We start from the raw sequence: 14,704 nt of genomic DNA, 5'->3' as shown, positions 1-14,704 counted from the left end.
GAAAAATCGGAATTCGAAAACTGCAAAACTGTAACAACGCCTTAAATCGGCATATTCATTACGTCTTTGTAGGCCTCCACCACTTTGTTGCGCACCTGGGTCATGGCCTGGAAGGCAACGGTGGATTTTTGGGAGGCAATCATCACGTCGGTAATATCCACATTCGGATCACCGCGCATATAAGCCGCGGAAGTTGCGTTGGATGCCTGCTGCACCGAATTCACTTTATTGACCGCCTGAGAAAACAGGTCGCTGAAACGCGGCCCGTTGACCTGCTCCGGCCGCTGAGTCGCAATTTGCGACTGGCCGACTTTCTCCACCCCGCCAAAGGCTTGACTCTGAGCTTTAAGTGCACGCATTTCCAACAACAAGCGATTGATATCAACGCGATCTACCATGGCCTACTTTCTCGACGTTTAGTGAATCCTGAAACTCAACCAGTCCTCAGCGGACTGCCAAAAAACCGGCGTTATGCGGTTCTCTGAGGGGGTAATTGCAGAATGCGGGCCAAAAACGGGACGTGGGTATTCGGATGAGAATGAAGGAGAAGAAAATAAATATTCAGCGACTGGTTAAACCGCTTACTGCAGGCATTGAGGGGATGGAATTAAATAAGGGCGTCTAGATAAAGGAAATTGATTCTGCGGCCGGGAGGGCCGAGCCGCAGAACAAAAAATCTGGGCGATCTTTTCGGTAGTTAGCGCCGCCCAGATTGGATAGGGAATGCTTTAAATATCGAAGTCGTACTCGCGCAGTTCTTTCTCTAAGCGTAATTGCTCCAATTTATCCTCCAGACGACGACGTGCGTCTATGTCGGATTTTGGAGGTTTTACAGCAGCGTCGTCATCAAACCTCTCTTCAACCAGTGCCTCGTCTACGACTTCGAGAGTTGAATCAAGCACCTCTACGCCCATACGTCAAACTCCTATAGCGATGAAATCTTCAGTCAACCTGAAAGCCGCTGGAGCAGTTTTTAACGCTTTCCCGCTGTGGTATTTGGGAATCCTCTGTCTGTGAGACTCCGAATCTACCGCAGCGCAGCATAGCCGCCCGGCAGCTTTCGGGCGGAGTATGCCCATGTAATTTGAAAATAAAAAGTATCCCCTGGAAAAATTTTTGGCTTTTTTAAGAACGGTTTTTTCTTAGTTTTTGCCCAGCCCTGACGCTGCGTTTTAAAAGCCGGAAAAACGTCGGAAGATTGACGCCTTTTGCCCCTTAAAGTCCGGCCAGAGCACCGACGTCATAACCTTCTTCTCGCAGACGGGCGAGTTTGTAGCGCAGAGTTCGCGGGCTGATGCCCAGGCGTTCGGCCGTATTCTTTTTGCTGCCTCTTTCCCGGCGCAGGGTTTCGACGATGATCTCGAACTCGCGCCGGCGCAAATCGCTGCCAAGTAAATCCGCACTTTCCCGCTCATCCGCCTGCAGCACATCATCTCGCGCTCGTAGATCGTCTTGAGAGAACTGATTCATAACGAGTGAGCTGTCTTCAAATCTACCCATATAGCCCGGCATCACCCCACCTTGCCCCCCTGCTCTGCGCACGCCATCGGCGGGATATGCCGCCGGACCTGCAAGAGGCTGGGGACTGCGCTCTACCAAAGAGGGTTTGGCACTGTAAGCGGTATGGCTCTGCAAACCGAGATCCGCCGCGCGGATCAGGCTACCCGGCTGCAGAATCAACGCTCTCTGCATCACGTTGTCCAGCTCGCGCACGTTGCCCGGCCAGGCGTAGTTCACCAGTGCCATTTTGGCTTCATCGCTCAGGTGTACGCCTACCCGATGCTGTTTGATGGCATGGCGCTCCAACAGACGATTGGCCAGGGGCAGAATATCCTCGCGGCGATCGCGCAAAGGCGCCCACTGCAGCGGCAGCACACTCAAACGGAAATAAAGGTCTTCGCGGAATTTGCCCGCGGCCACCTGCTCGCGCATATCGCGGTTGGAGGTGGCGATAACGCGCACATCCAATTGAATGCTTTTGCGGCCGCCCAGGCGCTCGACTTCGCGCTCCTGCAACACGCGCAGCAGCTTGGCCTGCAGGCCGAGATCCATTTCCGAAATTTCATCCAGCAACAAAGTCCCACCATTGGCCTGCTCAAATTTACCCGGCGCAGAGCTGTAGGCACCCGTATAAGCGCCTTTTTCGTGACCGAATAACATGGCTTCCAGCATATTTTCCGGAATGGCGGCGCAGTTGATGGCAACAAAAGGTTTATTGGCGCGCGGCGAGCGATTGTGAATATAGCGGGCGAGCACTTCTTTACCTGTGCCCGATTCACCCAGCAACAAAACCGTGGAATCCGATTGCGCAACACGCGATGCCAACAGCAACAACTGGCGACTGCTTTCCGCCACCGCCACAGGTTCGTCGTGAGTGACAGAACCAGAACCGATAAATTTTTTCACCGCCTCAATTAACACATTAGGCTCGAAGGGTTTAACCAGATAATCCACCGCGCCTTCGCGCATGGCTTGGACGGATTCGCTGATGCTGGCGTAGGCCGTAATTAGCAGAACCGGAATATGCGTGTAGTTCTGACGGATAAAGTGCAATAAATCGTGGCCAGAGAGTTGGCCCATATTCACGTCGGAAATCACCATGGCGATGTCGCGCTCGCTATCGAGAATTTCCAAAGCGCGCTCTGCGGATTCGGCTTCCACCACAGCAAATTCCGCCAGCTGCAAGGTATCCACAAGTGCTTCACGCAGATTGGGATCGTCCTCCACTACCAACAACTTTGCAGTGCTTAAAGAATCGATGGTGTTCATGAATTCTCTCCGGTAAACCTAATGCGCTTTGCGCAGGTGCGCCAAAATCAATGTGCGGTTTCGTAGGATTCCACTAAAGGAATCGTCAAAATTCCGCAGGTGCCCTCACCTGCGCGGGATTGCAAACGGAATTCTCCGCCGTGTGCCAGGGTGACGGATTTCACCACCGCCAAACCCAGGCCCGTGCCTTGTGGCTTGGTGGTGTAAAACACTTCCTGCGCCGCGCTGAGTTGCTCCGGTGACATTCCAGGGCCGTTGTCCGCAACCGCTATGGCAACGGCGGACTCACCTTTCAAGGCAGTGCGACAGAACGAGATTTTTAATTTCACACCTTGCGGATTGGCTTCAATCGCGTTGTTGACCAGATTCAACAAAGCGCCGATCAAAGCTTCGCGATTGCAGCGCAAAAACTCTTGCGGCACGGCGTTCTGCCAAATGCAGCGATTTTTCCCCGAAGCCAAAGGCACTTCCGTCGCGGCACGCAGACCGGCTTCGAGATCCTGCAGAGAAATCACATCGTTGAGCGGTAATTCATTGCGCACGAACAACAGCATGTCTTTGACTTGTTCGGCCATATGATTCAAACGGCCCAATAATTTTCCGGCGAAGACTTTGCGCCGCTCTTCAGAAATAGAATCCGCACATAAATGATTGGCATAGAGAATGGCTGCCGACAGCGGCGTGCGAATCTGATGCGCCAGCGCTGAAACCATTTTGCCCATCGCCGACAAGCGCTGATGACGATTGGCCTGCTGTTGCAAACGGCGGGTTTCCGTCTGGTCGGTCAACAAAATAATCTGCCCCTCTTCATCGAGGGACGCCGTTGCCAGACTGACCCAGCGGCCGCTGACTGTGCACAAGTCCAAGTCGTCGTCGCGACTGGGCACAAAACAAACGGAAATCACTCTGCGCCAAAGTTCACCGTCAAGCCTGTGATTGAGCAGCGTCCGCGCAGCGGGATTGCTTTGCACAATAATTCCGCGTGCATCCAGCACAATCACGCCACCGGGTAAAAAATCCAGCATTGCCTGCATCCGGCTGGCCAAGCGGTTTTTCTTTTCCAGCTCTTCGTCTTTTTGCGCGGACACTTCATTCAACTCGCGAGTCAGCTGCGCGACCTTACCTTCCAACAACAAATAGGCATTGGATAACTGGCGCGACGTGCGCTGAAAAAAGTCCATCGCCCCATCGAGATTGCGCACTTCTGTTTCAGAGGGTGTAGGCGCTAAAACGGGTTCGGGCACTCTGGCATTTTCGGCGTCAATAAAAGGCACAGCCTTGGACATGAACATCTCCTGGCGAAAATCCGTCAGTGTTGTCTATTCAACAGAGCCCAAATGCAAGCGCGGTGCCACAAAATAAATCCCTTACAAATCAAAAAGATAAATACCCAATAAAAATAAAAGTCAAAGATTTGGCTTTTTTCTCCGTGCCGACTCACAAATACCTTCTCTTATGTCAGTTATCCCACGATTCACCGGCAATGAGTTTTCTATGATGGTCTGCCACCGAAACGCCTGACCGCGCGTTCCGTCTCGATTCCAGTGGTGGTTTTCCAGTTATTCATTTATTAACTGACGTCGACCGAGGCTCAAAATGCAGAAGAAAAATTCCTTGCTCCAACGCCCACCCTTGTTAAGCGTTGGATTGGTTTGCTTAACCTTGTTGTTACAGGCGTGCGACTCCAGCAGCAACAGTTCAAACTCCTCCCCTCCTCCACAGCCACCAGCCAGTTCATCGAGCAGTAGTTCGTCGTCATCCGGAATCTCCAGTGCGTCATCGAGTTCATCAGGAGCGAGTTCATCCACTTCATCAACTTCGTCCAGCAGTTCAAGCAGCTCCAGTTCTTCGTCTTCCAACAGCTCCAGTTCTTCGTCCTCCAGCAGCTCTTCTTCTGGGATCATTATTTCCAGTAGCTCATCGTCGAGTTCTAGCAGTTCATCCAGCTCAAGCTCGTCATCCAGTAGCAGCTCATCTTCATCCAGCAGTTCGTCTTCAAGCTCGAGTTCGTCATCTTCCAGTTCGAGCAGCTCATCCAGCTCAAGCAGTTCTTCGAGTGGCATTCCTGTAACTGAAGGACTTGTACTGGCGCTCGCAGCAGATCAACTGAGCGGCTCTGGCCCAATCGGCGCTTGGTCAAGCGAGTTGGGCTCAGCGACCCAAGCCGATCCAGCCAAACAACCACTCCTGGTAGCGAACGCCATCGACAATCGCCCCGCACTGCGATTCGATGGTATTGATGATCGACTGGTTTTGGCGGAAGACCTGTTCTCCAGCGCATCCATCCCGCTCTCGGTATTTGCTGTCTACCGCTCCAATGATCACCAGGGGCATTTATTCGGAACCGGAGCGGAAACTGCTGGCGAGTTCACCAAAACAGGTTTTGCAGTCGGACTTGCCGCCAGCAAACCCTTTGTTAAAGCGCGCTCCATCAGCAGTGGCACGTGGTTGCTTTCACCAGAAAATGTCAAACAACAAGGGCCGCAAATCCTCGGTGTAAATGTCACAGCCTCCGGCAGCTCCATCCGCACAGGCTGCACTCTGACGACGGACACGACCACCCCCGCACCGCTGGATCTAGGCACCACCTATATTGGCGGCACTCACGACGGCAGTGAATCCTTCGCCGGAGATATTGCGGAATTGCTCGTATACAACAGAACGCTGACGACAACTGAATACAATTCAGTGTGGAATTATCTGAGCGAAAAATACGATATTGATACCGAAGAACCGGTGGACATCGATAACAACGGTGTTTTCGACGATTGCGATAACGACTCGGTATACCTGAAAGCTCCGGAAATTACCGTCACCCTGGAACAACCCGATGCCTTAAAAGAAAGCTCGCTTGCGAGCGTAATCGACGCGGCTTCACCCACGGTGTTTGACCGTCACACCACATCCAGCCACGTTTGGGCAGAAGGAGAGACAATCTTTTATTTCGATCTGCAAGCGGATTACGAGCTGAACGCGATTCATTTCTGGAACTTCAACGAAGAAAATTACGATGTGGACGCTATTCAATTCCTCTTTTACGACTCATCCGAAACCCTGATATCGCAAATCAGCGTCGAACCTCAAATCGGTTTTGAAGATATTCTGGCGGAGGATTTTGCCGTAGACGTCGACAATGTACGCTACATTCGCGCCATACTCACAGGCTCCAATGGACAAGTGGAGTTTCAAAATATTGGATTTAGTGGGGAGCGGGAGGACATTTCGCCATAAAGATGGACCAATATAATTGGCATAAGGGCGGCATCAGGCCGCCCTTATTTTTTGCGTGGAATTTCCGACATCGACCAGCGCATCAATCTTTTTCTCAGCAAATTTTTCGAGACGCCGCCTCACACAGCGTCGTGAGTTTGCAATACTCTCAAAAACCTTCAGCGACAATTCCTGCATCTGCCTTGACATTTCACCTCACGACAACTAAACAAATATCTTCAAAAGAATATTTAAACTGTTAAACAAACATAATGACCATTACAACGACACCTCCTCCCCATCACCATTCTGAACCGTCCTCAAAAGCGAGTCTTGTGAGAAAAACGGAGAACGCATATACTCCGCTGCGTCGCGCTAACAAATACATATCAACAACTCATTCACTTGTGAATCTTTACAGCAACAATTTAAATGTGTTAGCCGAAATATTGGACAAACCAAGCAGAAACCCTTATCAATAAATCTAATAAAGAGGGAACACGTGCAAAATTCCGACTCTCTTACCCCGTCGGGGACTCATGGCGTATTGATTCAGTCCGTAGGTACCGCCACGTTGACATCGGCAGCCGCCGTGGCAAAAGGACTGGGCATCAGCGCCGCAGAAGTCATCAACTGCCTGTATCGCGCACCAGCCGTGCTGGTGGATAAAGTTGAACAAAAAATCGCAGAACAGCTCTCCCGCCTGCTGACCGATATTGGTTACGAAGTAACCGTTATTGACGACACCAGCGCCATTCCAAAAAACAACGAACTGTTCGACGTTGCGCTCTATTTAAAAGATGCCAGCCAACTGCCGGAAGCCACGCGCAAGCTTTCCAAATTTATTGGCATGAGCGAAGAAGAAGCCAGCAAAATGTTGCTCCAACCACCGGGCATGGCACTCGGTTCGGTTAGTGAAGCAACCGTGAATGCCTTTAGGGAATTTATGGGCGATACCGTCGATATGATCGCCGCCCCGCAAGCCGATGCCCGCTACGATGTTTTTCTCGGTGAATGCCCAACGATTGTGCAAAAACGTCTTCTGGAAGATTTAACAGCAGCGGGAATTCCACTGAGTGCTAATAGCGGTTTGATTGCAACTGGTGTCGAACGCAGCGCGATCGATCCCATCTGGCAACGCCATAAAACCAATGGCGCACTGCGAATTATTCAGCAGGATTTTTTGCGTTTTGATGTGGTTTTGCAGCAGGCACCCAATGCCCCTCTGAGCAACGAACAACGTCGCGTATTGGAAGACATTGTCGAAATCCCGCAGGACATAGCTGATGAAGTCGTCGCCAGCGCGCCTGTTACTCTGCTGGAAAGCATTCCAAGCCGCGAAGTTCCGTGCATTCTCGAAGCCCTTGCACAAGCACAATTAACCGTCGCGGCCGAATTAATTACTTTTCAAGCTCTTGGATTAAAGATCACGGCTTGCGCGCAAACCGCTGCAGTCAATGCCGTTTTGAATGCGTTTGGAATTCCACACACTTTCAGGCGTGCTCCGGAAATTCTGCCCAACGCCTATCCCGAAATTCAGGCGCGCGTTATTCGCGATGCATTGGAACGCGCTGGCGCCTCTGTGGAACTTCTCAAACACTAAGGAATAACTATGCAGGAGTCGACTGACTCAGCGGCTAACGCTCGTCAACGAAAAATCCATGAGATGCATTTCAGCATCGCCGAGTACGGCAAAGTCATGGCGTTGAAAGGCCGTCATGACGAAGCCTTGCGTCATTATCGCGAAGCCATTCGCATGGCGGTTTCTTGCAAAGCGCCGGAAGTATTTTTTCGCCATTACACCCAGTGCGTATTGGAAAGCCTGGAGCTGACAGATTCCTATCGCGAAGTAATGGATTTTTGCCAAAACGCCGATGCCCATCACCAATCGTTAAACAGTGATCTTCAGCTGCACAAAAAGGATCGCGGTTCTGTATTGGAGCGCTGGGGCATCAACGCTTTGAAATCCGGCGATAGAGACCTGGCCCTGGAAAAATTGCGCGCTGCAATTGAATGTGCCGGCAAAGGTATATTGCCGCTGGCCGAAGAATTATTGCACTGGCTACAACGTGGACTCTCCGTGGATAAATCGCGCCTGCTGGCCTTACAGAAAAAACATAAATATTTTGTAGTGCGCCCGGAGCAGGTTGATCAAGCCCAAGCGCGCTCCTTGGAATCCATCAAGCTGCCCAATACTGGCGCCGCGCCAGTACTGGGTATTTAACTCGTTTAATTGGAGGCCAGAATGGCAGATTACGACGGTTTGACTCCTGGACAGGTTTTGGCGGACGCCAGCGTAGCGGAGTTCATTAAAAGCCTCGGGCTCGGTATCGCCGAAGCACAGCGCGCACTGGACGAAAATTCCGTGCAGCAAATTGCAGAATTTATCGAACCGCGCGAAGGCCTCGGCGGCAGAACCCTACTCGACCTCGGCCTCTCTCCAGCGTTTTATCACTACCAACACGCGGATATTACCTGCTCCCTGCAATTGAGCCTGCGTGTCCAAAAAGACACGAGCCTAGGTCTCAATCTCAACGGCTCTTATAGCGATAACAGCAACAACTCCAGCGATAGCAGCGAAAGCGAATCCAGTAGCGAAAGTGGTTCCAGCACTACCACAGAAACTCGCGAAGCCAATGTCCGAATTACCACAGCATCCAATGGTGCACTGGTGGTTGGCGGACGCAATTTTGCGTTGACCGGCTCGTCTCCTGCCGAACGAATTCGCAATTTGCAAAATGCCTTGACCACAACCGATGGCACAGGCATCGATCGCGTGCTGTATCAATTGCAAGGTTCCGATTTGGATATACAAACCGATGCATCTGACAGCGAAGTCAAAACGACTCCACGCACGGTTGCTTTCCTTAGCGGCGGGCATGACCGCGGAATTATTCGGGTTGGCAAAAATGAAGCGACCGATTACACCCTGGACGACTCGCCAGCAACCAGTGCGAGCACTACCGCTCAAGCGGACCTTGCAGCTTATGCTGCTCATGTTGCCAGTACTGTCGCCGCACAGGGATATAACACTCGCCACATAGCGCCAAATGCCCCGGTCTTGCAGCTACTTTTTGAAACCGGCAGACACGACGTCAATCCCAACTCTTATGAATCATTGCGAAACCTCGCGCAAGCAATGCGCGAGTTGAATTTTGCAGTTGAAATCGAGGGTTTTGCCGATCGCCAGGTGTATGCGTCCAATTCAGATGCACTCAACGCTCAATTGGGAAACAACCGCGCTAACGAAGTGCGTTCCATTTTGATTGCCAATGGAGCGCCAAGTAATTTAATTACAGTGCGCCCTTCTCGCGGTGATAGAGCAGCCGCAGATAACGGCGATACACGAGGTCGCGACAATCCAAACTTCCGCAAAGTGGACATTACGACTCCGGGTCGCACCGCGCATTGGGTTTTCGTGCACGCACGTGCGGGCGGCCCAAATTTAAATGGCGTTACCCCCGACAAACGCGGTGATACCGGCAATGAGAACGGCTTTATCCATTTATTCCGTCCGTCACCGTTAAATCTGTCCGGCAAATCCGTCACTATCGAAGGCACTAATTTCCCATTCCGCGGTACTGCTGCGGGTTCCTTTGCGGCCAACTCTCCCGAAGCCTACGCAAAAAATCTGGCCGACGATATCAACGGTCACGCCTCTGCTGATTTACAAGCATCGGCGAGCGCTAACGTCGTAACGGTTAATCGCAAAGGCGACGAGTTCCAATTGACATTGGTTACCAGCAGTAATCGCGACATCAGTCTGTCCGGCACATCCGGTGTTACGGTAACTACGCAATTTTCCCGCACGCGCAGCTCCAGTTTGACGCGGCAAAATTCCGGCAATCGTGCAGTTGCTGTCGGCGCATCACTGGATGTGCGTTACGCGCGGCAATTCGAAATGAATGTCACCGGCAACTCCTCGATTTCGGCGCGCTTGGTATCCATCCCAGCGCCACCGCAATTTTTGGAAACCATTCGCGAATTCCTCAATAAGGAAGGTGAATAATGGCCGAATCCGTTGCGGTAACAAGAGCGCTGGTAACAGCGCCGCTGCCGCAGATCATTGAAAAACTCGGCCTCGCCATTGCTCAGGCGCAATTCGCTTTGGACACCAATTCGGTGGAACTGGCCAAAACCATGGCTGCCACTGAAGTAAAAATTGGTGATGAAACTTACAACCTGTTAAGCCTGGGCTTTATGCCTAGCTTTTATTCGTTTTCCGAAGCGACCGTGGAAGCCAAATTGAGCTTCACCATGACCGAATCCACGGAAACCTCTGTGGCAGTCGGCGTGCAAGCGGGCGTCAATTACGGAGTTTTTATGGCGGCGGCCTCCATCGATGTTTCCTACGCACGCAAATTTTCTGTCTCGACAGAAGGTGCGAGTTCTATCGCGGCGCGTTTGGTGTCGCTACCAGCGCCGGACGTATTTACGCAATTGATCAAGCGGCAATATGAGAAACCTATTTCGTAGTTTCATTTTTTATTTCATAAAAATCGGCATAGCGATTCATCGCCAGTCCAAAATAATTAAATGAGGAATTTTCTATGGCAATCGGTCAGGAACTGTTAAATGTTCCCATGGGGGATATGATCCGGCAGATGGCATTCGCCATCGCCGAAGCGCAATACAAATTGGACGAGAACTCCATTAATGTTGCGGAAATGATGGGCGGTCTCACCACTGTATTTGACGAAGAAGGCAATGTCAGCTTCGACGACAGCCGGGTATTTTTTGGTTATGAATATATGACCGTAAAAGAAGCTCAGGCCTACGCTGCAGTAGACGACGCCTTGACCGGTGGTGATTCCATTAAATTGCACGATGTATTGAGTAAAATTTCCAGCGGCAAACAAGAATCCGATACCATTCGCGTTCCCACTCGCGTTTCCATGATGGAACTCGGTTTTACGCCGGTGTTTTATCAATTTGTCGACACCATTATTGAAGTCAAAATCGCCATCAAAATTACCCGCACCAGCGAATATTCCCGCACCAGCAAAACCTCACAAACCAATACCAGCAACAGCAAAAGCAGCGGTTTTAATTTGAGTAAACGCCTGTTCGGGATCAATACACGCTCGGGCACAGCATCACAGGTCAGCACCTCGCAAGTGGACGCGACTTACGCGTCCAAATATTCCTACTCAGCCGAAGGCGCGAGCCTGCTGCGCACCAAACTCAGCACGGTGCCACCACCGCCCATGCTGGAACAACGCATTCGCGATTTGATGGAGAACGAAGCAAAACGCCGTCAGGCCGATTTGGATAGACGTCTGGCAACTCCATAACGCCTCGGCGGAGACACTTATATGTCCATAGGCACAGAACTGCTTAATGCACCTTTCCCCGAGATGATCAAAACTCTCGGGGTCAGCATTGCGGAAGCTCAATACGAACTGGATCTGGTGTCAATGAAAATTGCCCGCATGATGGCGGGCTACGCTCCAGACCCGGAACCGGAGGACGGGTCCCTACCCGCTTCTCCGGCCACGCCCGAGCGCAATATGCTGGTACCCCTCGGTGACGGCAAACAATACAGTTTGCTGGAATTGGGTTTTACGCCCAATTTTTACCAGTTCGTCGACACGCTGATTGAAATCAAAATTTCGATTTCCATGTCGCGCGAGACGAATTTCAATCGTTCGAGTACCACGGTTAATGCGAATGTAAAAGGCAGCGTGGGATTTTTCTCCGCCTCTGCCTCCATGCGCGTTTCCACGGTCAGCGCGAGCTATGCGTCTAAATACCAGTACTCCGCAGAAGGCAGCTCGCTGATGCGCACCAAGCTCGTGCCGGTACCAGCGCCTGCATTGCTGGAGGAACGCATTCGCGCCATGATCGCGGCCAGCGCAAAAGAGGCATAAACGGTGCCCGGCAATTCCTGGCGTGATCGAGTCGCCCGCCCTGGATCAACGGGCGCGGGCGTTTCACCGCAGGCGCAAAATGCTGGGAATCCTATTGCGCCAACACAAACGGATGTAGCCAACAATTCGCTTTTATCTCCCCAATTAAATCAATTGCTGCAACAACGGCAGCAATTGGAAAACAGAATGCGCAGTTTGATTTCCGGTGGCACTGGCGGTGATCTCCGCGATGCTGCACGTTTTCAAGTTCCAACTTTCGCACAACGTCAGGCGGAATTGCGTCAGTGGGAAGCACGGCGAGAACGTCAACAACAAGCCACGGCAACTGCGCCAAGCTATGACATTATTGGCCCCGCTGCAGCAACACCAGCTTTGCGCACCGGCTTACGCGATTTTCAGCAACCTGTGACCGATTGGCTCGATGCGCGCGATCGTCAGCGTCAACAATTGCGCGAGCAAGCGCGCGATCGTTTAGCGCCGGTGGAACGCGCAGCTCAACCTTTACGAAACCTGAGTCGTCAAACTCAGGACGCTGCGCGGCAATTTCGCGATCTGGATCAGCAATTGGCAAACGAAGGCTTGCACGAAGAGCGCGAAGAACTGCGCAAATTAGGCGCAGATAAATTAATGGCCGCGGACAATTACCTTAGCCGCGCTAACGCTGTGCTGAATACACCTCAGCAGAGCGTGAAAAAAATTGATGAATTTTGGCAGCGGCGCGACAACGACATTCGCGGCGCGATGGATCGTTTTGGGGGTTATGTAGAACGATCCCGCCAGCGCCTGAACAGCGAAACCGGCGGTTCCGGCGATTTATTCGAACGCATGATGCGCAGTCGCGAACGCGCATTAAACCAAAGACGCGAACAACAACGACAAGAACAACGCGATCAGGCGCGGCGCGACCGCGCCCTGAACCGTAAAAAAAATCATGAGGACCATTAAGAATGAGCGACACGCAGTTTGTTGCTGACTCCCTTGCCGAGCTACTCACTGCCATTGCCAATGGCGTGCGCGAGGCTCAGGAAGCGCTGAGCCAAATGCCGGCCTTAGACGCATTTGGCCGCCCTATGCCGACCTACCATTTGCCTTATCTGGATTTCCAGCTGCAGGTGGATATGGAAAACTCAGTGACTGAATCCGGAACGCGTTTATTGCGCATTCTGCCCACTGCCAATAAACAAAAAAACTCTACACAGGAAATTTCCAGCACTTTATCCGGGCGCTTCGTTGCCATTCCTCCCGGCGAAGGCTTGCCCATGCCGGTATTACGCCTGAGCAACACACGCCTGAGCGCGCGCAGCCATACCATACAGGTTCAATTGATCAATACAGCGGGGGAACCTTTGGTTGGCGTACCTGTGGAACTCAATCTCAATGAAGCAGCGTCTATTCAGCTTTCCGCTGCGCAGGGAATTTCCATTGCCAGCTTACGCGACAGCACACTGGAACAGGCATTATTAATTACAGATGAGCAAGGTTTGGCTTCCACCAAATTACAAATCAACGCCCAGTTGCCAGCGGCCGCCACTGTCGTGATCAGCGCAGAATATGGGCAATATCACGTCAACCTTTCCGTTACAGCAGGTAGCGCCGCATGAAATCTCTGCAAGTTTTTGCGCTTCTGTTCACTGATGAAGGAAAACCTTTGGCCAATGCCAAAGTTCGAGTGGAATATTTTCAATTGGCTTCCAATAGCTGGACGGCCTTGGCCAGTGGCGCCACCGATGCACAGGGCAATCTCTCCCTAAAAATCGCACTCGCCAACAACGATACACTCGCACCCAATTTGCGTTTGTGCGAAGACGTCAAAGAAACCCGCGTTCTCGCCCAACATGTGCAATTAAGCTACGACGCGCGCAATCAAGCGTTAATCTGCGATTTCGGTCACGTAGAACAATTGGATGACACCGCCTACAGTTTTACGTCTGTGCAAACATCCAGTATGCCGCTCATTCTCTCTGGACAAAGCAAGCGACCGAATATCACCACAGCTGTTTTAATGCGCACCTTGGCCAGCACCGCAGCGCCTTCCATTACCACGCGCAATATCTCAACGGTGGATGCCGCTATAGCAGCCACACAAGTAAAACAGCCTGTAAATACTCAAACAATCGCACAGGCCACCAATCAAACCATCGCACAAGCTACCACTGCCACCCAACCGGCATTGAGTATTTCGGCAGACGTTTTTAACGCTGAGCTTATTCGCTTCAAAGCCTTGGAGACAGATCTGCAGCTGCAGATCAGCGCCAAAGACCGCGAATTGAGCACCATTAAAGCTGAGACACAGAATCTCAAATTGGAAACGCAGTCATTAAAAGCCGCCTTGGAGCGCGCGCAACAGGCTGAAGCCAAACTCAAGCAGGAAAACGAACAGTTTGTTGCAGAGAGCCAGCGCCTAAGCCCAATTCAAAATATCGCCGCCAATATCGGTGCACAGGTAGCCGCCGCCAATCAACAACTGCGTTCCGAACAACAGCCTTATCAAATTCAAAATATTCAAGTCGAACTGCGCGGCACGCTCAGCCCGGATGGCCAAGCGATTAATTTGCTGAAAATGGCGGAATTGAAAGAAGGTATCGCCAATGCCTCGCTGGTCAAAATGGATTTAGTCACCACACAAAAACCTGTCGCACAAGAGCCCACCAGCACAGTTCCTGACGTGACCGGCTTTACGGAATCAGTCGCGCGCCGCTTGCTCAAATCGGTCGGGCTAAAAATGGAAATGGTCAATCGACCCGTAGGCGCCAATAGCCAATACGTGATTGGTCAAGCCATCACACAATCGCCAGCGGCCGGGACCCAAATCAAACACAGCGAACCTGTCTACGTGGTATTTGCAGTGGAATAAC

General features: G+C 51.7%; 15 protein-coding genes. 10 read left to right on the top strand and 5 right to left on the bottom strand.

The genetic code is table 11. The annotated features are described in order from the left end of the window. Window positions 1-41 precede the first annotated feature (41 nt). The 5 genes from fliE to DWB84_RS16485 all read right to left on the bottom strand — a co-directional run bounded on the left by fliE (window position 42) and on the right by DWB84_RS16485 (window position 4,832). Window positions 42-398: a flagellar hook-basal body complex protein FliE gene (fliE, locus tag DWB84_RS16505; RefSeq protein ID WP_187410915.1), complete on the bottom strand. Its 357-nt coding sequence runs from the start codon at window positions 396-398 to the stop codon at window positions 42-44. Between the two features lie 330 nt (window positions 399-728). Further along, window positions 729-914 (bottom strand): PA3496 family putative envelope integrity protein, encoded by a 186-nt coding sequence (locus DWB84_RS16500; protein WP_187410914.1) that lies wholly within the window; start codon window positions 912-914, stop codon window positions 729-731. Between the two features lie 301 nt (window positions 915-1,215). Further along, window positions 1,216-2,769: a sigma-54 dependent transcriptional regulator gene (locus DWB84_RS16495; protein ID WP_187410913.1), complete on the bottom strand. Its 1,554-nt coding sequence runs from the start codon at window positions 2,767-2,769 to the stop codon at window positions 1,216-1,218. Between the two features lie 47 nt (window positions 2,770-2,816). Beyond that, on the bottom strand, window positions 2,817-4,055 hold the full coding sequence (locus DWB84_RS16490; RefSeq protein WP_187410912.1) for a PAS domain-containing sensor histidine kinase: 1,239 nt from the start codon (window positions 4,053-4,055) through the stop codon (window positions 2,817-2,819). 273 nt (window positions 4,056-4,328) lie between these two features. After that, on the bottom strand, window positions 4,329-4,832 hold the full coding sequence (locus DWB84_RS16485; protein ID WP_187410911.1) for a hypothetical protein: 504 nt from the start codon (window positions 4,830-4,832) through the stop codon (window positions 4,329-4,331). A gap of 82 nt (window positions 4,833-4,914) precedes the next feature. Here DWB84_RS16485 and DWB84_RS16480 point away from each other — a divergent pair, with 82 nt between their 5' ends. The 10 genes from DWB84_RS16480 (at window position 4,915) to DWB84_RS16435 (ending at window position 14,703) form a co-directional block, all read left to right on the top strand. Beyond that, window positions 4,915-6,000 carry a hypothetical protein gene (locus DWB84_RS16480; RefSeq protein WP_187410910.1) on the top strand — a complete coding sequence of 362 codons (1,086 nt, stop codon included), beginning with the start codon at window positions 4,915-4,917 and terminating at the stop codon, window positions 5,998-6,000. Window positions 6,001-6,481: 481 nt separating this feature from the next. Then, window positions 6,482-7,582 carry a pectate lyase gene (locus DWB84_RS16475; protein ID WP_187410909.1) on the top strand — a complete coding sequence of 367 codons (1,101 nt, stop codon included), beginning with the start codon at window positions 6,482-6,484 and terminating at the stop codon, window positions 7,580-7,582. Window positions 7,583-7,591: 9 nt separating this feature from the next. Beyond that, window positions 7,592-8,203 carry a peptidylprolyl isomerase gene (locus DWB84_RS16470; RefSeq protein ID WP_187410908.1) on the top strand — a complete coding sequence of 204 codons (612 nt, stop codon included), beginning with the start codon at window positions 7,592-7,594 and terminating at the stop codon, window positions 8,201-8,203. Between the two features lie 21 nt (window positions 8,204-8,224). Next, on the top strand, window positions 8,225-9,988 hold the full coding sequence (locus DWB84_RS16465; RefSeq protein WP_187410907.1) for an OmpA family protein: 1,764 nt from the start codon (window positions 8,225-8,227) through the stop codon (window positions 9,986-9,988). Then, a complete protein-coding gene (locus DWB84_RS16460; RefSeq protein ID WP_187410906.1) occupies window positions 9,988-10,455 on the top strand; it encodes a hypothetical protein in 468 nt (155 codons plus the stop codon). Before DWB84_RS16465 ends, DWB84_RS16460 begins: the two co-directional genes overlap by 1 nt. A 74-nt stretch (window positions 10,456-10,529) precedes the next feature. Beyond that, complete coding sequence (locus DWB84_RS16455; protein ID WP_222868233.1) at window positions 10,530-11,273, top strand: hypothetical protein; 744 nt, start codon at window positions 10,530-10,532, stop codon at window positions 11,271-11,273. A 21-nt stretch (window positions 11,274-11,294) separates the two neighbouring features. Next, window positions 11,295-11,849, top strand: a complete 555-nt coding sequence (locus DWB84_RS16450; protein WP_187410905.1) for a hypothetical protein — start codon at window positions 11,295-11,297, stop codon at window positions 11,847-11,849. A gap of 3 nt (window positions 11,850-11,852) precedes the next feature. Then, the gene (locus tag DWB84_RS16445) at window positions 11,853-12,794 is read left to right on the top strand and encodes a hypothetical protein (protein WP_187410904.1); all 942 of its coding nucleotides are present in this window, start codon (window positions 11,853-11,855) and stop codon (window positions 12,792-12,794) included. Window positions 12,795-12,796: 2 nt separating this feature from the next. Then, a complete protein-coding gene (locus DWB84_RS16440; RefSeq protein ID WP_187410903.1) occupies window positions 12,797-13,450 on the top strand; it encodes a hypothetical protein in 654 nt (217 codons plus the stop codon). Beyond that, window positions 13,447-14,703 carry a PASTA domain-containing protein gene (locus DWB84_RS16435; protein ID WP_187410902.1) on the top strand — a complete coding sequence of 419 codons (1,257 nt, stop codon included), beginning with the start codon at window positions 13,447-13,449 and terminating at the stop codon, window positions 14,701-14,703. The genes DWB84_RS16440 and DWB84_RS16435 overlap by 4 nt, the downstream gene beginning before the upstream one ends. Window position 14,704: the final 1 nt, after the last annotated feature.

Source organism: Saccharophagus sp. K07, from assembly GCF_014336955.1.
Lineage (GTDB): Bacteria > Pseudomonadota > Gammaproteobacteria > Pseudomonadales > Cellvibrionaceae > UBA5868.
The sequence above is the reverse complement of the archived record's forward strand: the minus strand, read 5'-3'. Positions and strand labels throughout refer to the sequence as shown.